Origin of the sequence: Mesorhizobium sp. B2-4-2, assembly GCF_006442845.1 — a bacterium.
In the GTDB taxonomy this organism is placed as follows: domain Bacteria; phylum Pseudomonadota; class Alphaproteobacteria; order Rhizobiales; family Rhizobiaceae; genus Mesorhizobium.
Window position 1 is genome coordinate 196,503 of record NZ_VFVM01000007.1, and the last position, 21,506, is coordinate 218,008.

Below are 21,506 nucleotides of genomic sequence, written 5' to 3' on the forward strand. Positions count from 1 at the left end.
CGGTCAGGCGGAGATTCCGGCTGCCTGGGCGCGTGCCAGAAGCCGCTCGGCCAGCCGCAGATGCGGCCGGTCATACATCTTGCCGTCGATGCCGACGACGCCGGGATTTCCCGCCGCCTGGAATGCCGCGACAATTGCCGCCGACTGTTGCACCGCTTCCACCGAGGGCGTGAAGGCGGCGTTTATGACCGGCACCTGATCAGGGTGGATCGCCATCTTGCCGGTGAAGCCGTCACGTTCGGCCTCCCTGCATTCGGCCTCGAAGGCCGCCATATCGCGGAAATTCGGGAAGACGGTGTCGATCGCCGCGACTTCCGCCGCGCCGGCGGCGAGAATGGTCATGGCGCGAGCGAAGCGGAATATTTCGGTGTAACGGCCATGTTGGTCGCGGGTGGTGCGCGCGCCGATCGCCGCCGACAGGTCTTCCGCGCCCCAGGTCAGCCCGGCAAGTCGCGCGCTTGCCCCGGCGTAGCTCGCCGCCGCCAGCACGGCCGCCGGTGTTTCGGTAATGATCGGCAGGATTTTTGTCGCGCCGTCGGCCAGGCCGTTCTCCGCTTCGCGCAGCCTGAGCTTTGCCGAGAGGTGCTGGACATCCTGGCCGCCAGCCGATTTGGGCAGCATGACGCCGTCGGGTTTTGCCGGGATAAGCGCCGCAAGATCGTCGTCCGTCAATCCCGTCGAAAGGTCGTTGACCCTGACGTAGATTGCCGACCTTGTTTTCGCCCTGTGGCTGGCGATGAAGCGCGCCGCGGTCATTCGCGCCGATGCCTTGTTTTGGGGCGCCACCGAATCCTCGAGGTCGACAATGACCACGTCTGCGCCGGCGCCAAAGCCCTTCTCCAGCTTCCTCTCGGAATCGCCGGGAACGAACAGCAGCGAACGCATCAGGCTACCTTCTTCAGCATCATGGCCTGTCTCGTGCATTTGGCGACGAGGTCGCCGTTCTGGTTATAGGCCCGATGTTCGAACTCGACGATGCCGCGATCGGGCTTCGACCTGGATTCGCGCACCGAGACGACAGTGGTCTCGACGCGGATGGTGTCGCCATGGAAGACCGGATGCGGAAACACCGTTTCCTTCATGCCGAGATTGGCGACCGTCGTACCGACGGTGATGTCGTTAACCGAAATGCCGATCATCAGGCCGAGCGTGAACAGCGAGTTGACCAGCGGCTTGCCCCATTCGCTCCTGGCGGCGAAATCGAAGTCGATATGCAGCGGCTGCGGGTTCAGCGTCATCACCGAGAACATCATGTTGTCGCTCTCGGTGACGGTCTTGCGCAGCGTGTGCTGGAAGACATGGCCGACGACGAACTCCTCGAGATAAAGCCCAGCCATTTCATTCTCCTCCGCTGCTGGACGGTTGATAGGCGCTGCATCCAGCGCTCGCAAGCCAGTTAACGAACATGGTGAACGCTTCATAAACCAATTCGGCCTAACGTCCGGCACGGGGTCGGAAACCTTCCGGCAAGGGGCGTAAGCAGGCGGTATGGTTGTTGTCTCGCATTTCCTGAAATGGATCTACACGGCCAGGGTATCGGAGCGCGCCGCGGCGGCAAGCGCGCTCGCCCGCGCCTATGTCGACGCGGAATTGCCGTTCGAGGATCGCTGCGCCGCCGAGGCGGCGCTGACCTTGCTGCTCGACGACGCATCGTCGAAGGTACGGCTGGCGATGGCCGAGGCGCTGTCCATGAGCCATCACGCACCGCCCCAGATCATCAGCGCGCTTGCTTCCGACCAGCCGGAAGTCGCCGGCGTCGTGCTGACGCGATCGCCACTGCTTACCGACGCAGACCTGATCGATCGCGTGGCTTCAGGTCCGAAGGCGACGCAAAAACTGATCGCCGATCGGCCATTGGTCTCGATGGCGCTGTCGGCGGCTATCGCAGAGATCGGCGAGGCGGAGGCCTGCGCCGTGCTTTTGGCCAACAGCGGGGCCGATGTCGCTTCGTTGAGTTTTCGCCGCATGGCCGAGCGCCACGGCCATCTGCCGCTGGTGCGCGAGGCGCTTATATCGGATTCACGCCTGCCCGCCGACTGCCGGCACATGCTGCTCGTCAAGCTCGGTGAGATGCTCAAGACCTCGCCGCTGGTCATGGCCTTGATGGGAGCCGCCCGGGCCGACCGCGTCATGCGCGACGCCTGCGTCAAGGCCTGCGTGACGCTGATCGAGAGCACGCGCCAGGAAGAGCATGCAGCACTGATCGAGCATCTCAGGCTGCGCGGCGATCTCACCGCGAGCTTCCTCATCCGCACCATCGCGCATGGCAAGGTCGACTTCTTCGGCTCGACGCTGGTCGCGCTCAGCCAGCAGTCCGCCCAAAGAGTGAGGGCGCTGCTGGCCGGCGGACACGACGTGGCCTTGCAGGCGCTGTTCCGCAGTGCCGGCCTGGCTGCCGCCACGCACGCGGTCATCTTGCGCGCGCTGAAAATCTGGCGAGAGGTCGCCAACGGCAAGCGCGTCGCCGGCGTGCAGGAAGTCAGCTGGCTGATGCTGAAGGAATTGGGCGGACAGTCCGCGGAAGGCGATCTCGCCGCGCTGATCAAGTCGATCCATCTCGCTGCGTTGCGTGAAAATGCGCGCGGCCATGCGCTGGCGATCGCAGCCGCTTAACTTAGCCTTTATCCCTGGCAAAAAAATCCGGGAAATCCTCCATCGCCGCCGCGATAATCCGTAGTGACGCCGCAATCTGGAGCATTTCACCAGTGGCGTTTCGCTGAGCGATGCCGGCGGCATACTGCCGGGCGACGGCAATGGTGGCTGTCTGCGGGTCGCCCGGGGCGCGGAAGAGCAGTTCGCGTGCCAGTCCACGCAGGAAGTTGGCGATCGAAAGCGTCGTCGCGGCCGGAACCGCGTGCGCCTGCTGCGCGGCACGCAGCCGCAGGATCTCCAGACCGACGGTGACGGCGGCGACACTGCCGCCCAGAACCGCTTCACCCTTCCTGCCGCTGGTCTGCACCAGCGGCATCAATTGGTTGATGCGGTCATAGGCGAGGCTCTCGAAGGCCGAACGCCTCGGCACGCGCTCGTGCAGGCAAAGCCGCGCCAGATCCTCGCGCATGGCCCGCACGATGCGGTGCGCCGCGAGCCATGGGTCGGCGGGCAGCACGATGATGAAGACGCCGATTGCCAAAAGGATGCCGACCAGGATCGAGGCCGAGCCGGCGAAGAACGGGCCCGGGTCGTAGGTCATCGCCTGGTGCGGGCTGAGGAAAGCAAGAAAATTGATGGCGAAGGCCGTCGCCACGCCGACATAGCGGGGATTGGCCATGGCGAGCGCCGCCGGCACCAGGATCGGTACGACGAACAGCATGAACCAGCCGAAACCAGGAAAAACGGGAAGCGCGATCTGGCCGACGAGAAAGGCAAAGGGCAGAGCCAACAGCGTTCCCTGGAAGAACCCCCAGGCTACCCGCACCGGATCGGGGCGGGCGGCAAACAAGCTCGACACGACGGCAACCAGAATGACCGTGCCGGCGGCTTCCGACCATCTCGTCGTCAGCCAGAAAGCGGCGACCAGCAGCGTTGCAAGTGCCGCGCGGACCGCGTTGCGGCTCGCCCCGTGATAATCGCGATGTACCACCAGCGCCGGGGGCCTGCGTTCGCGTGAAGGCCGCGTGACGGGCGCACGCAAGGCATCGAGACCGCGCAGGGCCTGCTTCAGCGCTTCGGCGAAATCGGCAGCGATGGTGAGCCGGGTGACGGTGCCGACCCTGTCGCCGTCCTGGTCGGCCAAGGCGTCGGGCATCTGCGTTGCTTTGGCGCCGATCGCGTCGAGCCGTGCCAGCCAGGGCGCCGTGTCGTCGAGCGCGCCTGGCGTCGCCGCCATTTCAGTGACGAGGGCTTGCAGCTCCGAGCGCACCGGAATGAGCGCCGCGTTCTTCGGTGCGGCGTGTGAATGCAGCGCGCGGGCCGCGGACAGGGCTGAAAGCAGTTGTCCGATGGTGCGCCGGACCGGATGGGCGCGCGGCGCGAAGCTCGGGGCCTCCAGCCTGGCGTAGGCGCGCATCTCGGCGAGCGTCTGGGTGTCGGCGACCAGCTTCCGGTGCAGGCCGGAAAGCATTGCCGTGTCGCCGCCGGAAAAGGCGCCGCCGGCATAGGTGGCAAGGTCGAGAATGCTGCGCTTAAGCCGCGAGATGATGGCCTCGCTGGCTAATTTGGGCAGGATCAGCCGACTGGTCAGGCCGGCGCAGACAATGCCGAGTACGATCTCGGCACAGCGCGCGACCGCGAGGTCGACGACGAGATGCGGCTGGCCAAACGCCGGCAAGCCGATGATCATCGCGGTATAGCCGGCCAGCGCCGCCCCGTAGGCTTCCGGGTTACGCAGCAGCGACGAGACGAAGGTGCAGAGGCCGATCCATAGGGCAAGCACCGTCACCAGCACCCAGGGATTCGTGCCGAAGACAGTGGTGATGGCAATTGCGGCAACACCGCCCGCCAGCGTGCCGAGCAACCGATAAAAGCCTTTCGCCAACACCATGCCGGCGACCGGCTGGGCAACGATGAACACCGTCATCATCGCCCATTGCGGGTGATCGAGCTTGAGGGCGTAGGCGGCCATAAGCGCGATCAGGCCGGCCGAGACCGTGCGCAAGGCGAAAATCCAGTCCGACCGGGTCGGCTGTGTCAGCCCGGCAAGACCCGCTTCGAAATAGCCTTTCAGCCGTTGCCAGCTCACACGCGCGTCTCCGCAAGCCTTGATCGACCGGCCTGCGCTCAGATATCCAGCACTTCCGTTTCCGCGAATTCGGCGCGTTCCTGGATGAATCGGAAACGAGCCTCCGGCTTGGTGCCCATCAGCGCATCGACCGCGTCCTTGGTGGCGGCCTCGGCATCGATCACATCGACCCGGAGCAGCGTACGCTTCCTCGGGTCCATTGTGGTCTCCTTGAGCTGCGCGGCCATCATTTCGCCCAGGCCCTTGAAGCGACCGATCTCGACCTTGCCGCGCCCGGTGAACTCGGTGCGCAGCAATTCGTCCTTGTGCGCGTCGTCACGCGCATAGGCGACCTTGCCGCCCTGCCGGATCGAATAGAGCGGCGGCACCGCCAGGTAGAGATGTCCGCCGCGAACCAGGTTCGGCATCTCCTGGTAGAAGAAGGTGATCAGCAGCGAGGCGATGTGAGCGCCGTCGACGTCGGCGTCGGTCATGATGATGACGCGGTCGTAGCGAAGATCCTCGTCGCGGTATTTCGACCGCGTGCCGCAACCAAGCGCCTGGATCAGATCGGAAATCTGCTGGTTGGCGGCCAGCTTGTCGTTGCCGGCGCTGGCGACGTTGAGAATCTTGCCGCGCAGCGGCAGCACCGCCTGGCTGGCGCGGTCACGAGCCTGCTTGGCCGAGCCGCCGGCCGAATCGCCTTCGACGATGAAGAGTTCGGCGCCGGCGGCCGCATTCTGCGTGCAATCGGCAAGCTTGCCCGGCAGGCGCAGCTTGCGCACCGCACTCTTGCGCGACACTTCCTTTTCCTGGCGGCGTCGTACCCGCTCGTCGGCGCGTGCGATAACCCATTCGAGCAGCTTCGACGCTTCCTGCGGATTGTCGGCCAGCCAATGGTCGAAAGGGTCGCGAATCGCCGTCTCGACGATACGGATCGCCTCGATCGTCGCCAGCCTGTCCTTGGTCTGGCCGACGAATTCAGGCTCGCGGATGAACACCGACAGCATGCCCGCCGCCGAGATCATGACATCCTCCGACGTGACGATCGAGGCGCGCTTGTTGCCGACGAGGTCGGCATAGGCGCGCAGGCCGCGCGTCAAGACGTTGCGGAAGCCGGCCTCGTGGGTGCCACCTTCGCCGGTCGGGATGGTGTTGCAGTAGGAGTTGATGAAGCCGTCGCCGCCGAACCAGGTCACTGCCCATTCCAGCGAGCCATGGCCGCCTTGCCTGTCGCTCTTGCCGGCGAAGATTTCGCGCGTCACCTGGAATTCGTCGCCAAGCGACGCTTTCAGATAGTCCTTGAGGCCGCCGGGAAAATGGAATTCGGCCTTGGCCGGAGTGGTGTCCTTTTCCTTGATCAGGGAGGGATCGCAGGTCCATCGGATTTCGACGCCGCCGAACAGATAGGCTTTCGAGCGCGTCATGCGGTAGAGCCGCGCCGGTTCGAACGCGGCGCCCTTGCCGAAGATCTGCTCGTCGGGGTGGAAACGGGTCCTGGTGCCGCGCCGGTTGTGAACTTCGCCAAGATGCTCGAGGCCGCTGACCGGGATGCCGCGCGAGAAGCGCTGCCGGTAAAGTTGCCGTCCGCGCGCGACTTCGACTTCGAGATGATCCGACAGCGCATTGACCACGGAGACGCCGACGCCGTGCAGGCCGCCCGAGGTTTCATAGACCTTGCTATCGAACTTACCGCCCGAATGCAGCGTCGTCATGATCACTTCGAGCGCCGGCTTCTTGAACTTCGGATGCGGATCGACGGGAATGCCACGGCCATTGTCGGTGACGGTGAGAAAGCCGTCAGCCGAAAGCTCGACATCGATGAATGTGGCATGGCCGGCAACCGCCTCGTCCATCGAGTTGTCGATGACCTCGGCGAACAGATGGTGCATGGCCTTGTCGTCGGTGCCGCCAATATACATGCCCGGACGGCGCCGCACCGGCTCCAGGCCTTCGAGTACCTCGATATCGGCGGCGCTGTAGCCCTCTGAGCCGTCACGAGACGCCGCCGCCGGACGCTTGGCTGCCGCCTGCACCAGCGGATCGGCCGGACGCGCCGGTGTGCGAACCGGTTGCGGCTGCTTCTCCAGATTGCCGAAAAGATCGTTGTTGTCGTCCATGCCTGCCATAGAGCCCAAGCTGCGAATCACCCGCCGATACTGCCACGCTTTTCAGCGCCAAGCGACGGAGGTTCCTGTTACGTTCGGGGATTAACCCCCTCTTATCCTAAAACCATTCGATAACCAAGCCGGCGGAAATCAGGCGGATAGCCGGCGAGAAGATTCCTGATTCTTTAACAATGCCGCCTAGCGTGAGCCAACATAACAAGAAACTACGGGCATCAGGGGTTTGGGCGTGAGGGGCAAGGCCATAACGATGATCGGCATCGCCGCCGTTTTCGGCGCGATCTCGATCTTTGCCGCGGATTTCTGGGTCAAGCGCCAGGCCAGGGCCGACGCCGAGGAGAAAACCGCGTCGATCGCGGCGCCCGCCGCGCCGACGGTCGAATTCAAGACCATCGTGGTGGCGAATGCACCGTTGCGGTACGGCATGGATCTCGACCGCGCGAAACTCAGCGAAATTCCGTGGCCGCAGGATTCGCTGCCGCAGGGCGCCTTCGCCACCATCGATGGACTGCTCGGGGACGGCAACCGCGTGGTGCTGTCGCCGATCGAGGTCAACGAACCGGTGCTGCTTACAAAGCTGTCCGGCCCGAATGGCCGCGCCACGCTCTCCAACATGCTGACACCCGGCATGCGGGCCGTCACCATCCGCACCGACGAGATCGCGGGCGTCGGCGGCTTCGTCACGCCGGGCGACCGGGTGGATGTCGTGCTGACGCGCGATGCCGGTGAAATCCAGGAAGTGGCCAAGAATGCGCAAGGCGCCGCCGGCTCGACCATCACCTCCGAGATCGTCGTTGCCGACGCGAAGGTGCTGAGCGTCGGGCAGGGCGCCGACGAGCGCCAAACAACCCCGCAGGTGGCCAATTCCATAACCATCGAGGTGACCACCGAAGGCGCGCAGAAAGTGGCGCTGGCCCGCACTGTCGGCACGCTGTCGCTGTCGCTTCGCTCCGCCAGCGAGGGCGGCGACGGCAAGGACGGTGTCACCACCATCTCCTCCTTTGGCGGATCGGTGGCGGGCAAGGCGCAGGCCGCGGCCGGCTCGCTGTTCGACGCCATGGCAAAGGAGCCTGAGAAGCCGAAATTCAAGACGGTCATCGTGACGCGTGGAACGACGGCCGAGGAATATCAGGTTCCTGCGCGGGACCAGAAATAGGAATATCAGGTTCCTGAGTGGAACCAGAGCAGGACCGGTGGGGACCGGACGGGACGGGAACAATGTTCAGGCAACTTCAATATCGAATGACAGGCCGGTTGCACGTCGCGCAGGCGATGGCGATGGCGGTGACGATGGCGGCGGCCGGCATCTTCGCCGGCCCGGCCAGGGCGGACAACGACATCGTCTATGTCTCGGCGACCAAGAACGCCTCGATCAAGGTCGCCAAGGGCAAGCCAAAGACGATCATGACGAGCGCGGCCTTCTACCAGATCGTCATCGGCGATCCGGAGATCGCCAACGTCAACCCGCTGACCGACAAATCCTTCTATGTGCTGGGCAATAATCTCGGCACCACCGGCATTGCCCTGTTCGACGAGAACAAGCAGCTCGTCGGCACCGTAGACATCGAAGTGACGCTCGATACCGACCAGTTGGCCGACACGATCCGCGCCAGCGTGCCCGACGCCAAGATCAAGGTCGGCTCCGCCAATGGCCGTGTCGTGCTGTCGGGCGAGGCGGATGACGCGGTCGCCGCCGAAAAGGCCAACAAGATCGCCACCCGCTTCTCCGGCAATGAGGAGGTGATCAATTCGGTCAACATCTCGTCCTCGCAGCAGGTCCAGCTCAATGTCCGCTTCGTCGAGATCAACCGTCAGGCCGGACAGGATCTCGGCGCCAAATACAGCGCCAATTTCGCTTATGGCATGGGCGGACGCGACGTTACGATTGCTCCCGGCACCATTGAGCCGGCGGGGACCGGCGAGATCATCGGCAAGCTGCTGTCGAACGGCGTTTCCATCGACATCGCCATCAAGGCACTGGAAGAGCGCGGCCTGGCTCGTCGGCTGGCCGAGCCGAACCTGATCGCCCGGTCCGGCGAGACGGCGAGCTTCCTGGCCGGCGGCGAGTTTCCGATCCCGGTTTCCGAAGACAACGGCAAGATTTCCGTCAGCTACAAGAAGTACGGCGTCAGCCTGGATTTTACGCCCACCGTTCTGAAGGACGGGCTGGTCAGCCTCGACATCGCGCCGGAAGTCTCCTCGATCGACGCGTCGGCTTCCTACAATATCGGTAGCATCTCGGTGCCCGGCTTCATCGTGCGCCGCGCCAGGACGTCGGTCGACCTGAAGAACGGCCAGAGCTTCATGATCGCGGGGCTGCTGCAGTCGCAGAACGACATCACCACCTCGCGCATACCGGGCCTCGGCAAGATGCCTGTGCTCGGGGCCCTGTTCTCGTCGAAATCCTACCAGCGGCGCGAGACGGACCTGGTGATCATCGTCACGCCTTACCTGGTCAAGCCGGTGGATCCATCGAAGAAAATGGCCGAGCCGACCGATGGCACGCAGCCTGCCAGCAATGTCGACTATTTTCTTAACAACACCGAGGAGGTGAGGGCGTCGGATACCAATCGCGCGCTGGCGCTGGCTGACGGCAGCGCCGCGCGTGCCGCGCCCGCCACCAAAGTCGGGCATTTCCTCGACCTGCCGAAGGACTGAAGCCATGCGTCTGGTCTTGAGCTCGAGCGTCGCCTTGCTGCTTGCCGGCTTCACCGCCGGCTGCACGAGTGACGACTATGTGCGCAGCGAAGGCGTGACGAGCGGCGCCGGGGATGCCCAGGCCGCCAACACCGTCATGCAGATGGTTGATCCCTGGAAATACGGCGTCCAGAACACCAGGCTTCTCGTGCCTGCCCAGCGCGGCAGCACGGAACCCGCCACCGCCGAGCAGGCGGCCAGCGCCAAGGCATCGCAAGCCAGCGCCGACAATTGATCCGAGATCATAGGCTGACAAGTAATGGCAAACCGCATCAAGACCAGGAAAATCCTGCTCATATCGACGGACAGAACCTTCGCGCAGGACACCCGGACGGCGTTTGCCGCCTCGGAGATCATCCAGCTCTCGACGGTGGAAAAGAACATCACCGAACTTCGCGGCGAGGTCCAGGAGGCCGATCTCGGCGCGATCATCGTCGATATGGACGCAGCGAAGCTTGAGGAGATCGATGCGCTGCAACGCGTCATGCGTCGGCTGGAAGGTAAGGCGCCGGTCGTGGTCGTCACCCAGGAATTCAACGCCGCCGCCGCGCGCATCCTCGTGCAGCTCAAGGTCGCGGATTTCCTGGTCAAGCCGATCACCACGGCCGATCTCGTACGTTCGGTGGTGCGTGCGCTGCAAGGGCCGGGGCGCGAGGAAAACACCGAGTCGCAGATCTACACCTTCATGCCCGCGGCTGGCGGCGTTGGCACCACGACGCTGGCTTTGCAGACCGCGTTCCAGCTGCATCATTCAGTGACGCGCGGCGCCTCGACCTGCGTGGTGGACCTCAATTTCCAGCAGGGCGCCTGCGCCGAATATCTCGACCTGGAGCCGCGTTTCGACATCACCGAAATCGAGAACCAGCCGGAGCGTCTCGACAGGCAATTGCTCGACGTGATGCTGTCGAAGCATGCCAGCGGGCTTTGTGTTCTGGCCGCACCGACGCAGCCGGCGGAGATGCGCTCGTTCAAGACCGATGTCGTGGTGCGGATGCTGGACCTCGTCTCGGCCTATTTCGACAATGTCGTCATCGACATGCCGCGCACCTGGTTTCCGTGGACGGAGACGGTGCTGCTCGGCTCCAACAAGCTCTACATCGTCGCCGAAATGACGGTACCGTGCCTGCGCCACACGCAACGCCTGATCCAGGCGGTCTACGAGACCGCCGGCAAGGAAGTGAAGCCGAACGTCATCGTCAACCGTTTCGAGCAGAAGATGTTTGACAGCGGCATCAAGCAGGCGGACGTCCAGGAAATCCTCGGCGAGCATTTCGTCGGCGGCATCGCCAACAATTACCGGCTGGTGCGCGAAGCTGTCGATCGCGGCGTGCCGCTGCACGAGATCGATGCCAATGCCAACGTCGTCAACGACCTCAAGAGGATCATCCTTCCGGAGGAAGTGGCGGCGGCGCCGGGCAAATCGAAATCGCTGTTCGGCTTCGGCAAGAGCCTTTTGAAGAGGAAGGCCGGATGAGCAGCCGCTTTTCCACCTTGCAGAACCGCGATGCGCGTCCGCAGCGCTCCGCCGAGCCGACGGCGTTTGCGCACCACGCGGTCGTCATCCCGACGAGCCGGAAGGTCTTGCCGGCGAAAGTCGAAGCCGTGCCGGGCAAGAGCGCCAACAAGGTGCTCGATGCGCGCGTGCGTATCCACCGGTTGCTGCTCGAGGAGATCAATCTTGTCGCGCTGGAGCGGCTGCCCAGGGACGAGATGCGCCGGCAGGTGCATGATTTCGTGTCGGAAAAGACGCGCGAAGAGCGGATGGCGATCAACACCGTCGAACTCGATGCCCTGGTCGACGACATCGTCGACGAGATGGTCGGGCTCGGCCCGCTCGAGCCGCTGCTCAAGGACCCCGATATCAACGATATCCTGATCAACGGCCATCAGAACTGCTTCGTCGAAAAGAAGGGCAAGCTGCAGCAGGTCCACATCCCGTTCAAGGATGAGGCGCATCTGCTTAGAATCATAAACAAAATCGTTGCCGCGGTCGGCCGCCGCGTCGACGAATCGCAGCCGATGGTCGACGCCCGCATGCTGGATGGCTCGCGTTTCAACGCCGCCATCCGTCCGGTGGCGGTCGACGGGCCGCTGGTGTCGATCCGCAAATTTTCCAAGAACAAGCTCGGCCTGCACCGGCTGGTCGAATTCGGCGCCATCACCCAGAACATGGCCGAAGTGCTTGCTGCGGCAGTACATGCCCGCAAGACGACGATCATTTCGGGCGGCACCGGCACCGGCAAGACGACCATGCTCAACGCGCTGTCGGCCTTCATTCCCGAGGACGAGCGGCTGATCACCATAGAGGACGCGGCGGAGCTTCAGTTGCAGCAGCCGCATGTCGCGCGCATGGAAACCCGGCCGGCCAACATCGAAGGCCATGGCGAGCTCAAGCAGCGCGATCTCGTCAAGAACGCGCTGCGCATGCGGCCCGATCGCGTCATCCTCGGCGAGTGCCGCGGCGAGGAGGCCTTCGATATGCTTCAGGCCATGAACACCGGCCACGAAGGATCGATGGCCACCATTCACGCCAACACGCCGCGCGATGCCATTTCGCGGCTCGAGCAGATGCTGGGCATGACCGGCATGCCGATGACGGTGCAGTCGATCCGCAGCCAGATCGCCAGCGCCATCGACATCATCGTCCAGTTGACCCGGCTCTCCGACGGCAAGCGCAAGGTGACGAGCGTCGCCGAGGTGACGGGCATGGAAGGCGACGTCATCCAGATGCAGGAGATCTTCCGCTTCGTGCGTACCGGCATGGACGCCGATGGCACAATCCTCGGCCATTTCGAAGCGACCGGGATCCGGCCGCGCTTCCTCGAGGACCTGCGCGCCATGGGCATCGAGTTTCCCGGGCGCTATTTCGAACCCGGCCGGCCGCAGGAGTAACCAGGTGTTGGACGGATTCAGCGCGATCTATGTCGTCTATGCCGGGGCTGCATTGACCGGCATCATGATCGCCGAGGCCGTTTACCTGCTCTATGCCGGCCGCAGCGACAGGCGCACCGCCATCAACCGGCGCATGAAGCTGCAGGAAAACAGGATCAGCCAGGAACAGGTGCTGATCCAATTGCGCAAGGAGCGCGGTCTCGATGCGGGCACGTCGCTGTTCTCGCCTGACCGTTTTCGCGCCCTGCGCGCCCAGTCGGGCATGATCATGCCGCTGTCGAAGTTCCTGATGATCACTTCGGGGATGGCGCTGGCTGCGGCCCTTGCCGCCATCTGGTATGGCTTGCCGCTGCTGATGGGCGCCATTCTGTTTGTCGTGGTGGTGCCGGTGCTGCCGGTGATGGCGATGCGCTCAATGCGCAAGCGCAGGCTGAAGCGGTTCGGCATGCAGTTGCCGGAAGCGCTGGAACTGATCACACGCGGCCTCAAGGCCGGCCATCCGGTGCCGGTGGCCATCGCCATGGTGTCGCGCGAAATGCCCGACCCGATCGGCACCGAGTTCGGCGTGATTGCCGATGAGGTGACCTTTGGTTCGGATCTGGTTTCGGCGCTGAATTCGCTGTTCGACAGGGTCGGCCATGAGGATCTGCCGCTGTTCGTCACCGCCGTGTCGATCCAGACGAGTTCTGGCGGCAATCTGCGCGAAATCCTCGACGGACTGTCGACGACGATCCGCGAACGCGGCAAGCTGCGCCGCAAGGTGCGCGCCATTTCAACCGAAGGCCGTCTGTCGGCCTATATCCTGACGGCCGTGCCGGCGCTGCTGTTCACGACCATCATGGCATTCATGCCTGGATATTACAGCGACGTCTGGGGCGTGCCGAAGACGTGGTACATGGTTGGTGGCTCGGTCACCTGGCTGATGCTGGGCAATCTGATCATGTTCAAAATGTCGAACTTCAAATTCTGACATGCAGAAGGTCGTTGAATTCCTCGCCTCGCTCGCGCCGACCTCGCTGATGCCGGTGGCTGTCCTGCTGCTGGCCGTGGGCGCTGCCGCTTTTGCCTGGCCGATGGTGGTGGCAAAGGGCGATCGCAACGAAGTCAGGCGCAGACTCAAGGTCGACGAGGGTCCAGTGGCCGCCAGGCCGGAACCGGCCCAGAAGAAGAATACCGGTGTCGTTCGCGAGAAGGCGGTGAAGAAGGCGCAGGAGTTCTACGCCAAGAGCGATCCGGAAAATGTCGCCCGCCTGCGCTTGAAACTCATCCAGGCGGGCTACATGGAGCCGCGCGCCGTCGGCATGTTCTTCCTCATCCGTTTCACGGGGATGGTGGGCATCGCGCTCGCCGTCTTCGTGCTCAACCGCTGGATGGCCAGTCCCGACGCCACGGTGACCAGCCGCTGGGCCTTCGTCGTGTTGTCGGGCGTGGCCGGCTATTTCCTGCCAGGGCTGGTGCTGACCCAGAAGATACGGGAAAAGATGCGCGAATACCGCAACGGCTTCCCCGATTTCATGGACCTGATGATCGTCTGTTCGGATGCCGGCATGAGCATGGAAGCGGGCGTCGAGCGCGTCTCGAAGGAACTCGCAAAGACCTATCCGTCGCTCAGCCAGAACCTGCAGCTCGTGTCGCTGGAGCTGCGGGCCGGGCGCGGCCTCGACGATGCACTGAAGGCGCTCGCCGACCGCCTGAGCCTAGACGAGGTGCGCTCCTTCGCCACGCTGCTGCAACAGTCCAAGGAGCTTGGCACCAGCCTGTCGGGGGCGCTGCGCGTCTTTTCCGACGAAATGCGCCACAAGCGCATGTCGCTGGCCGAGGAAAAAGCGCATGCCTTGCCGGCCAAGATGTCGGTGCCGGTCGTGGTTTGCATCCTGCCGGTGGTGCTGATGATCGCGGTCATTCCGATCATCGTCAAAATGACCGGCCACTAGGATTTGCTGATATTCAGTGAGGCCGGCCTGAGCGACCTGCGAAGTCCGCAAATGAGTGAGAAGTCCATGCGAATGCTGTTGCTCGTCCTCGGCCTTGCCGCGGCCAGTCTGTCGCCCGCCTGGGCTGCGGCCGATGATTGCGGCGATGCCGCTGCCCTGGTGCAGCAGGCCTATCCCAACGCCCGCAAAAGCGCTGACGGTGCCTCGTTCACGCTCGAACCCCACACCAGCATCGCCCTGACGTCTGCATTTGGCGACCCGCCGGGGCTGGTCTGCAAGATATGGCCCGCCCATGACGACCTGCTGTTGGTCGCGGTGCCGCTGATGGACAGCTCGCAACCCAGCGACTACGCGCATGCCGGCGATATCGAGCTTCTGGTCATCGACAGGAAGAGCCGGCAGGTGCGCCAGCGCCTGCTGCAGCCCGGGCTGATGAATGATGATGCCATCGCCATCCGCAAGGTCGAACTCGATACCGGCCGGTATGCGCTGGCGCCCGATGTCTCCGCCTTCGGCCTGCGCATCGAAATGGCGAACAATTCGCTGCCTAACCCTTTCAGTGAAACCGACCTGCGGCTCTATGCCGTCGACGGCGATGCCCTGCGGATGGTTCTCGATGGCCTGGTCGTGGCCGGCAATGGCGGCGAGGGCGATACCAATTGCGCCGGATCCTTCCATACCAGTCAGGTGAGCCTGGGGATGAGCCCGGCCAAACATCATGGCTATCACGACATCACGGTGATCGAACGGATGGACACCGACAATCCGTTGCCCGACAGCAATGGCGAGTGCCAGTCCCACCCCGGCAAGTCCGTGAGCCAAACCTACCGGCTGCGCTATGACGGCAGCCGGTATACGGTTCCGGCGGGACTCAAGGCCCTGGAACCGTGAGAACGCCGCTGGCCGTGATCGAGGCGTTGCGGCCTGTGGTTAATAGCTGGTGTACTCAAGGCCTAATTTTGGCGGCGTTTCGGCACCTAAGTTTAATTGCTCCGGTATAGTGTGTTTCCTGAAGAACGACCTGGCGAAAACCGGGCGATGGGGCAGGGGCATGCGTCACAGTAATTTAACGGCAATGGCCGCGATGGCGGCCGTCTTGATGATGTCTGGTTGTATGACGAGTGGCATCGACACCACCAAAACCACCGCCATTCAACCGGCCGCGAAGAACGTCAGCACATCCGATCTGGCGGAAGGCAAGGCGCAGTTTCGCGACGCGAATTACGGTCTTGCCGAACAGCATTTCCGCAAGGCCGTCGAGTTGAAGGCCGACAATGCGGAAGCCTGGATGGGCCTCGCCGCTTCCTATGACGAACTCGGCCGCTTCGACTTCGCCGATCGTGCCTACGACCAGTTGCTCAAGGTCGCCGGGCGCAAGCCGCAGATCGTCAACAATATGGGCTATTCGCAATTGCTGCGCGGCAACAGGAAAAAGGCAAGGGCGCTGCTGCTCGAAGCCAAGGCCGGCATGGCCGACCCCACGGTCGTCGATGCCAATCTTGCCCTCCTGAACAAGGGCTGACGGCTGTCTGGTGGCCATGATCGTCGCGAGGACGATTTTGGGACACTCGGCGTCGACGCTTTGTAAACTCTATCCGAAGGTCTCAGCCGGAAGATCCGTTGAAAATCATGTCTGATGGCTGTCGTTGACCTAGAATGCAGCGGTAAGGCCGACGCTCAGGGAACCCCCGCCCAATATGCTGGATTTCAGTTCGCTCCTGCTCGCAGCCGCGCTGTCGGGCATCTGCCTCAGCATCACCATGTTCGCGATCTGGTTCGCCGCGCCCCGGGCCAGCTTCGTGCTGACGGTGGGATGCGGCATTCTCGTGCTCGTTGTGCATGTCATCCTGTTCTGGCGATACACGAAGGAGCCTGATCCGCTGCTTTGCCAGATCGCGCTGGCGCTGCTCAGCCTCGGTTTCCTGGTCATCTGCCTCTCGGCCATGCAGTATCTCGGCGTGCCGGATTACCGGCGTGCCATTTTGCCGACATTGGTCGCCATGACGGTCTGCGCGGCGGTGACTTCCCTCGGTCTCGACGGGATAGGCTTCATCGTCACCTATGCAACGGTGACTGTGCTGCTCTCGGCGATTGGCACCATGTTCTGGCTCAACGGCAGTCACGATCGCAAAATCCTGCTGGTGGTTTCGTTCCTGGGCGGCACCTGTGCGGTGTCGTTTGCGCTTTGCGCGGTCGTCCTGATAGCCAAGGGGCAATGGACGCTCGGGGCAGCCCCCGATAACTGGGCCGAACGCCTGAACTCGGTCGTGGCCGTGGCCTGCATGACCGGTCTCGGCGCATTGACGCTTTCCCTGCATCACCTGCAGGCGCAGATCGAGCTGAAGGCCGAGACGATGACCGATCCGTTGACCGGGCTGATGAACCGCCGGGGATTGATGTCGCTCCATGGCGAACGGGCCTTCGGTCCGTTCATGGCGGTCGTCATGTTCGACCTCGATCATTTCAAAAAGACGAACGACATCTATGGTCACCCGGTGGGGGATCAGGTTCTGTGCCGCTTCGCCGCAGTCATCAGAAAATACGCCAGAACGGGCGTCGACGCCTTTCGCCTCGGCGGCGAGGAGTTCGCGATCGTCATGTCCCGGGTGACCGAAGAGAGGGCTTACGAGCTTGCAAGCAAGATCGGCGTTGCCTTCGGCACCGAGATCGTCGCGACCTCGCACGGTCCGTTGCGCAGCACTGTCAGCGGAGGCATCGGCTTTGGCGGCGCCAACGGCAACAGCCTCGGCGAGGTGCTGGCCGAGGCGGACGCAGCGCTCTATGCCGCCAAGCGCGCGGGCCGCAATTGCGTCGTCAGCCACAAAAGGATGAACAAGGCCGAGCCGATCCAGCCGGCCTTGCGCTCAGCATAGTTTGCGAGACTATTCGGCCGCGCCCAAATAGTCCGACAGCGGCGGGCATGAACAGACCAGGTTGCGGTCGCCGGCGACATTGTCGATGCGCGATACCGGCGGCCAGTATTTCGCCGCCATGTCGGCGTCTCCGGCGGGGTAGGCCGCTTCCAGGCGCGAATAGGGATGGCTCCACTGGCCGGCCAGCGCCTCCGCGGCGGTGTGCGGCGCATTGACCAGCGGATTGTCAGCCAGGGGCCACTCGCCCCTCGCAACCTTGGCCGCTTCGCCCGCGATGGCGATCATCGCCTCGCAGAAGCGGTCGAGCTCGCCCTTGGGCTCGGATTCGGTCGGCTCCACCATCAGCGTGCCGGCGACCGGGAACGACATGGTCGGCGCATGGAAACCGTAGTCGATCAACCGTTTGGCGATGTCCTCGACACTGATGCCGGCGCTCTCCTTGAGCACGCGGGTGTCGAGGATGCACTCATGGGCAACGCGGTCGCTCCTGCCCTTGTAAAGGAGCGGGAAGTGTGGGGCGAGCCGCGTCGCGACGTAGTTGGCCGAAACGATCGCCGTCTCGGTCGCCTGCTTCAGGCCGGAAGCGCCCATCATGCGGATGTACATCCAGGTGATGGGCAGGATGGAGGCACTCCCGAAAGGTGCGGCGGCCACGGCATGCGCGGAGCCTTCGGTGACATGGCCCGGCAGATAGGGCTTCAGATGCGCCCTGACGCCGATCGGGCCGACACCCGGGCCGCCGCCGCCATGGGGGATGCAGAAGGTCTTGTGCAGGTTCATGTGGCAGACGTCGGCGCCGATGTCGCCCGGGCGGGCGAGGCCGACCAGAGCGTTGAGGTTGGCGCCGTCGAAATAGACCTGGCCGCCATGCTCATGGATGAGGGCGCAGAGATGTCGCGCGCCCTCTTCATAGACGCCATGCGTCGAGGGATAGGTGAACATCAGCGCCGCGAGATTCCTGGAATGCTCGTTGGCCTTGGCCCTCATGTCGTCCATGTCGATATTGCCGTCCTCCAGGCAGCGAACGACGACCACGCTCATGCCGGCCATCGCCGCGCTCGCCGGATTGGTGCCGTGCGCGGAGGACGGGATCAGACAGACCGTGCGATGGCCCTCGCCGCGCGAGCGGTGATAGGCGCGGATGGCCAGCAATCCGGCATATTCGCCCTGGCTGCCGGCGTTGGGCTGGAGGCTTACCGCATCGAAGCCGGTAATCTCCGAAAGCCAGCCTTCCAGATCGTCGATCATGGCGCGGTAGCCTGCCGAGTGCGCGGCCGGCGCGAAGGGATGCATGTTGGCGATTTCAGGCCAACTCACAGGCATCATCTCGGCCGCGGCATTGAGCTTCATGGTGCAGGACCCCAGCGGGATCATCGCGCGGTCGAGGGCCAGGTCCTTGTCGGCCAGCCGGCGCAGGAAGCGCATCATCTCGGTTTCCGACTTGTTCTCGTGGAAGACGGGCTGGGTGAGAAACTCCTTGCCGCGCGGCTTGCCGGGCGTGGTGGCGGCGGCCTCCGCGCTTGGCTTGGCCCCAAACAAGGCGGCAATGGCTTCCAGGTCGGCTTCGTCAGAGGTCTCGTCGAAGGCGATGCCGACACGGTCGGCATCGATGACGCGCAGAAGCCGGCCGCCCTTTTCGGCGGCGGCGGCAATCTGCGCGGCCTTTCCCTTCGTCTCCACCGTCACCGTGTCGAAGCGGCTCGTGCCGATCACCGGCAAGCCTGCCGCCTTGAGCCCGGCTGCCAGGCGGCTGGCCAGCGCGTGGATGCGCCCGGCGATTGCCTGAAGGCCGGCGGGGCCGTGCCAGATGGCGTAGGCTGTCGCCATGTTGGCAAGCAGCGCCTGGGCGGTGCAGATGTTGGACGTTGCCTTGTCGCGGCGGATGTGCTGCTCGCGCGTCTGTAGGGCAAGCCTGTAGCCTGGACGGCCCTTACTGTCGGTCGACTGGCCGACCAGGCGGCCGGGCATCAATCGGGTCAATTTGTCGGCAACCGCGCAGTAGGCGGCGTGCGGGCCTCCAAAGCCCATCGGCACGCCAAAGCGCTGCATTGGACCGACGGCAATGTCGGCGCCGAGCCTTGCCGGCGTGTCGGTCAGTGTCAGGCCGAGCGGGTCGGCGATGAAGACGACCAGAGCGCCGGCCGCGCGCGCCTTGTCGATGGCCGCCTTGTGATCACCATAGACGCCGAAAGTGTCCGGCCAGGAGACGAGCAGGGCGGCTGTGTTGTCGTCGATCGTCTCGCCGTCAATCTCGATGCCGAGCGGCTCGGCGCGGGTGCGCGCCACATCCAGCGTCTGCGGGTGCGGCGTGCCGGCGAGAGCCACCTTGGTGCGCTTGTCGCGGTGATGGCGCAATGCGATGCCGATCGCTTCGGCGACCGCTGTCGCTTCGTCGAGCAACGAAGCCGATGCCACAGGCAGGCCGGTCAGTTCCGCAACCAATGTCTGGAAATTGAACAGCATTTCCAGGCGGCCCTGGCTGATCTCCGCCTGGTAGGGCGTATAGGCCGTGTACCAGGCCGGGTTCTCGAACAGGTTGCGCTGGATGACCGGCGGCACGTGCACGCCGTGATATCCGGCGCCGATGAAGCTCTTCAGAACCGTATTCCGGGCCATGGTCGCCGACAATTCGGCCAGCGCTTCGGCTTCGCTGGCCGGCGCGGGCAGGGACAGCGGCTGGTCGAGGCGGATCGATCTCGGCACAGCCTGGCTGATCAGCGTCTCGACCGAGGGCACGCCGATGACGGCCAGCATGGCTCTCACATCGGCAATGCCGGGTCCGATATGGCGGGCCGAGAAGGGGTAGGGTGCTGCGGTCATGTCAATGCGTCCTGATTTCAGCCGATATGGGCTTTGTAGGCGGCCTCATCCATGAGGCTGGCGAGCTGGCTTTCGTCGGCAAGCTTCATTTTCCACAGCCATCCGGCGCCGGTCGCCGCCGAATTGACCAGTGACGGGTCGGATGACAGCGTCGCGTTGGCCTCGGTGATCTCGCCGTCGACCGGCGCGTAGACGTCGGAGGCCGCCTTAACGGATTCGACCACGACGGCGGTGTCGCCCTTGGCGAGCTTCTTGCCTGTTTCCGGCAGTTCGACGAAGACGAGGTCGCCCAGCTGCTCCTGCGCGTAGTCGGTGATGCCGACGGTGGCGATGCCGCCCTCGACGCTGAGCCACTCGTGATCGGCGGTGAAATAGGTCTTTGCCATCTGAAAATTATCCTTTGCGGTAGCGATGCGGGAGGAAGGGCAGGGAAGAAACGTCGACGGGAATCTTCGTTCCGCGCACGTCGGCGAAAACCCGAGTTCCGGGTTTCGCCAAGGGCGTCGGGACATAACCCATGGCGACGGGATGGCCGGCAGACGGGCCGAAACCGCCCGAGGTTACGTGGCCGGCGGGATTGCCGTCGGCGTCAAAGAGCGTGGCGCCGGCGCGCACCGGCTGGCGGGCATCCGGCCTCAGGCCGACGCGCTTCTGAGCGGAGCCGCGCTCGACGGCGGCGCGCAGCGCGTCGGCGCCGATAAACGTGCCGTTGGCGCGGATATCCTTCGGGATGGCCCACATCAGCGCCGCGCTTGCCGGATCGGTTTGCGCGGTGATGTCCTGGCCGTGCAGGCAGAGGCCGGCTTCCAGCCGCAGGCTGTCACGGGCGGCAAGGCCGATCCACAGCACGCGCTCGTCTTCGAGCAGCTTCGCCACGAGACCGCGCGCGTCTGCCTCAGGCAGGCCGATCTCAAACCCGTCCTCGCCGGTGTAGCCGGACCGGCTCATGAACCAGTTCTTTCGCGGTTCGATGCCATGCATGAACAGCAGCGACCCGGTCTCGATACCGGCGCGGGAAAGCGCCGCCCAGGCCTCGGGACCCTGGATGGCGAGGAAGACCCGGTCGAGCGGTTCGACCTTGACATCGAAGCCGGTCGCAAGCTCGTGCAAATGCTTCTCGTCGGCGATCGCGTTGCCGGCATTGGCGACGACCATGAAGTTGGTATCGCCCAGCCGGGTGACGATCAGATCGTCCAGGATGCCGGCGGCCTCGTTCAGGAAAAACGTCAGCTTCGACTGGGAGATTTCGAGCGCGCCCGCATCGAGCGGACAGGCACGGTCGAGCAGGGGAACCGCGCCCGGCCCGCTGACCCTGAACAGTTTCATGTGCGAGATGTCGAACAGGCCCGCATGTTCGCGGGTGTGAAGATGCTCCTTCATGACGCCGGCCGGGTAGGTCAGCGGCATCGACCAGCCGGCAAAGGCGCCAAAGCGCGCACCGGCAGCTGCATGGACGTCTTCGAGAGGAAGGTGTTTGGTGTCGCCCGTCATGTGTTCTCCAGAG

General features: G+C 64.1%; 18 protein-coding genes. 11 read left to right on the top strand and 7 right to left on the bottom strand.

Annotation, left to right across the window (positions count from 1 at the left end; genetic code table 11):
- Positions 1–3: 3 nt before the first annotated feature.
- Both FJ942_RS17765 and FJ942_RS17770 read right to left on the bottom strand, forming a co-directional pair.
- The gene (locus tag FJ942_RS17765; protein ID WP_140685936.1) at positions 4–885 is read right to left on the bottom strand and encodes a CoA ester lyase; all 882 of its coding nucleotides are present in this window, start codon (positions 883–885) and stop codon (positions 4–6) included.
- Positions 885–1,337 carry a MaoC family dehydratase gene (locus FJ942_RS17770; RefSeq protein WP_140685937.1) on the bottom strand — a complete coding sequence of 151 codons (453 nt, stop codon included), beginning with the start codon at positions 1,335–1,337 and terminating at the stop codon, positions 885–887. Before FJ942_RS17770 ends, FJ942_RS17765 begins: the two co-directional genes overlap by 1 nt.
- A 151-nt stretch (positions 1,338–1,488) precedes the next feature.
- On the opposite strand from FJ942_RS17770, the gene FJ942_RS17775 reads away from it, so the two are divergent.
- A complete protein-coding gene (locus FJ942_RS17775; RefSeq protein ID WP_140685938.1) occupies positions 1,489–2,613 on the top strand; it encodes a DUF2336 domain-containing protein in 1,125 nt (374 codons plus the stop codon).
- A 1-nt stretch (position 2,614) separates the two neighbouring features.
- Here the strand turns inward: FJ942_RS17775 and FJ942_RS17780 are convergent, their stop codons facing one another.
- Positions 2,615–4,681 carry an FUSC family protein gene (locus FJ942_RS17780; protein ID WP_140898416.1) on the bottom strand — a complete coding sequence of 689 codons (2,067 nt, stop codon included), beginning with the start codon at positions 4,679–4,681 and terminating at the stop codon, positions 2,615–2,617.
- Positions 4,682–4,719: 38 nt separating this feature from the next.
- Positions 4,720–6,780, bottom strand: coding sequence for a DNA topoisomerase IV subunit B (parE, locus tag FJ942_RS17785; protein ID WP_140495843.1), 2,061 nt, complete (start codon positions 6,778–6,780; stop codon positions 4,720–4,722).
- 235 nt (positions 6,781–7,015) lie between these two features.
- Between parE and cpaB the strand changes: the two genes are divergently transcribed.
- The 10 genes from cpaB to FJ942_RS17835 all read left to right on the top strand — a co-directional run bounded on the left by cpaB (position 7,016) and on the right by FJ942_RS17835 (position 17,182).
- Positions 7,016–7,942 (top strand): Flp pilus assembly protein CpaB, encoded by a 927-nt coding sequence (cpaB, locus tag FJ942_RS17790; protein ID WP_246675040.1) that lies wholly within the window; start codon positions 7,016–7,018, stop codon positions 7,940–7,942.
- 116 nt (positions 7,943–8,058) lie between these two features.
- The gene (locus FJ942_RS17795; protein ID WP_181167416.1) at positions 8,059–9,444 is read left to right on the top strand and encodes a type II and III secretion system protein family protein; all 1,386 of its coding nucleotides are present in this window, start codon (positions 8,059–8,061) and stop codon (positions 9,442–9,444) included.
- A gap of 4 nt (positions 9,445–9,448) precedes the next feature.
- On the top strand, positions 9,449–9,718 hold the full coding sequence (locus FJ942_RS17800) for a hypothetical protein (RefSeq protein ID WP_140555357.1): 270 nt from the start codon (positions 9,449–9,451) through the stop codon (positions 9,716–9,718).
- A gap of 24 nt (positions 9,719–9,742) precedes the next feature.
- Positions 9,743–10,957 carry a response regulator gene (locus FJ942_RS17805; RefSeq protein WP_140555359.1) on the top strand — a complete coding sequence of 405 codons (1,215 nt, stop codon included), beginning with the start codon at positions 9,743–9,745 and terminating at the stop codon, positions 10,955–10,957.
- Entirely contained in the window at positions 10,954–12,375 is a 1,422-nt protein-coding gene (locus FJ942_RS17810; protein ID WP_140623421.1) for a CpaF family protein, read from the top strand. The genes FJ942_RS17805 and FJ942_RS17810 overlap by 4 nt, the downstream gene beginning before the upstream one ends.
- Before the next feature lie 4 nt (positions 12,376–12,379).
- On the top strand, positions 12,380–13,345 hold the full coding sequence (locus tag FJ942_RS17815) for a type II secretion system F family protein (RefSeq protein ID WP_140495848.1): 966 nt from the start codon (positions 12,380–12,382) through the stop codon (positions 13,343–13,345).
- A gap of 1 nt (position 13,346) precedes the next feature.
- Positions 13,347–14,309, top strand: a complete 963-nt coding sequence (locus tag FJ942_RS17820; RefSeq protein WP_140898418.1) for a type II secretion system F family protein — start codon at positions 13,347–13,349, stop codon at positions 14,307–14,309.
- Positions 14,310–14,381: 72 nt separating this feature from the next.
- Positions 14,382–15,200, top strand: coding sequence for a hypothetical protein (locus FJ942_RS17825; protein WP_246679823.1), 819 nt, complete (start codon positions 14,382–14,384; stop codon positions 15,198–15,200).
- A 160-nt stretch (positions 15,201–15,360) separates the two neighbouring features.
- A complete protein-coding gene (locus FJ942_RS17830) occupies positions 15,361–15,831 on the top strand; it encodes a tetratricopeptide repeat protein (protein WP_140898420.1) in 471 nt (156 codons plus the stop codon).
- Between the two features lie 175 nt (positions 15,832–16,006).
- Positions 16,007–17,182: a diguanylate cyclase gene (locus FJ942_RS17835; RefSeq protein ID WP_140898422.1), complete on the top strand. Its 1,176-nt coding sequence runs from the start codon at positions 16,007–16,009 to the stop codon at positions 17,180–17,182.
- Positions 17,183–17,191: 9 nt separating this feature from the next.
- Here the strand turns inward: FJ942_RS17835 and gcvP are convergent, their stop codons facing one another.
- Genes gcvP through gcvT form a run of 3 tightly spaced genes read right to left on the bottom strand, consistent with a single transcriptional unit; the run spans position 17,192 to position 21,493 of the window.
- On the bottom strand, positions 17,192–20,002 hold the full coding sequence (gene gcvP / locus FJ942_RS17840) for an aminomethyl-transferring glycine dehydrogenase (RefSeq protein WP_140898424.1): 2,811 nt from the start codon (positions 20,000–20,002) through the stop codon (positions 17,192–17,194).
- Positions 20,003–20,019: 17 nt separating this feature from the next.
- Positions 20,020–20,388 (bottom strand): glycine cleavage system protein GcvH, encoded by a 369-nt coding sequence (gene gcvH / locus FJ942_RS17845; protein ID WP_140495853.1) that lies wholly within the window; start codon positions 20,386–20,388, stop codon positions 20,020–20,022.
- A gap of 7 nt (positions 20,389–20,395) precedes the next feature.
- Entirely contained in the window at positions 20,396–21,493 is a 1,098-nt protein-coding gene (gene gcvT / locus FJ942_RS17850; protein WP_140898426.1) for a glycine cleavage system aminomethyltransferase GcvT, read from the bottom strand.
- Between the last annotated feature and the right edge of the window lie 13 nt (positions 21,494–21,506).

What these genes read in the sequence shown, in the direction of transcription:
- FJ942_RS17765 (WP_140685936.1), bottom strand. Translation starts at nt 885, where the DNA reads ATGCGTTCGCTGCTGTTCGTTCCCGGCGATTCCGAGAGGAAGCTGGAG.
- FJ942_RS17770 (WP_140685937.1), bottom strand. Translation starts at nt 1,337, where the DNA reads ATGGCTGGGCTTTATCTCGAGGAGTTCGTCGTCGGCCATGTCTTCCAG.
- FJ942_RS17775 (WP_140685938.1), top strand. Translation starts at nt 1,489, where the DNA reads ATGGTTGTTGTCTCGCATTTCCTGAAATGGATCTACACGGCCAGGGTA.
- parE (WP_140495843.1), bottom strand. Translation starts at nt 6,780, where the DNA reads ATGGACGACAACAACGATCTTTTCGGCAATCTGGAGAAGCAGCCGCAA.
- FJ942_RS17795 (WP_181167416.1), top strand. Translation starts at nt 8,059, where the DNA reads ATGGCGATGGCGGTGACGATGGCGGCGGCCGGCATCTTCGCCGGCCCG.
- FJ942_RS17800 (WP_140555357.1), top strand. Translation starts at nt 9,449, where the DNA reads ATGCGTCTGGTCTTGAGCTCGAGCGTCGCCTTGCTGCTTGCCGGCTTC.
- FJ942_RS17805 (WP_140555359.1), top strand. Translation starts at nt 9,743, where the DNA reads ATGGCAAACCGCATCAAGACCAGGAAAATCCTGCTCATATCGACGGAC.
- FJ942_RS17810 (WP_140623421.1), top strand. Translation starts at nt 10,954, where the DNA reads ATGAGCAGCCGCTTTTCCACCTTGCAGAACCGCGATGCGCGTCCGCAG.
- FJ942_RS17820 (WP_140898418.1), top strand. Translation starts at nt 13,347, where the DNA reads ATGCAGAAGGTCGTTGAATTCCTCGCCTCGCTCGCGCCGACCTCGCTG.
- FJ942_RS17825 (WP_246679823.1), top strand. Translation starts at nt 14,382, where the DNA reads ATGCTGTTGCTCGTCCTCGGCCTTGCCGCGGCCAGTCTGTCGCCCGCC.
- FJ942_RS17830 (WP_140898420.1), top strand. Translation starts at nt 15,361, where the DNA reads ATGCGTCACAGTAATTTAACGGCAATGGCCGCGATGGCGGCCGTCTTG.
- FJ942_RS17835 (WP_140898422.1), top strand. Translation starts at nt 16,007, where the DNA reads ATGCTGGATTTCAGTTCGCTCCTGCTCGCAGCCGCGCTGTCGGGCATC.
- gcvP (WP_140898424.1), bottom strand. Translation starts at nt 20,002, where the DNA reads ATGACCGCAGCACCCTACCCCTTCTCGGCCCGCCATATCGGACCCGGC.
- gcvH (WP_140495853.1), bottom strand. Translation starts at nt 20,388, where the DNA reads ATGGCAAAGACCTATTTCACCGCCGATCACGAGTGGCTCAGCGTCGAG.
- gcvT (WP_140898426.1), bottom strand. Translation starts at nt 21,493, where the DNA reads ATGACGGGCGACACCAAACACCTTCCTCTCGAAGACGTCCATGCAGCT.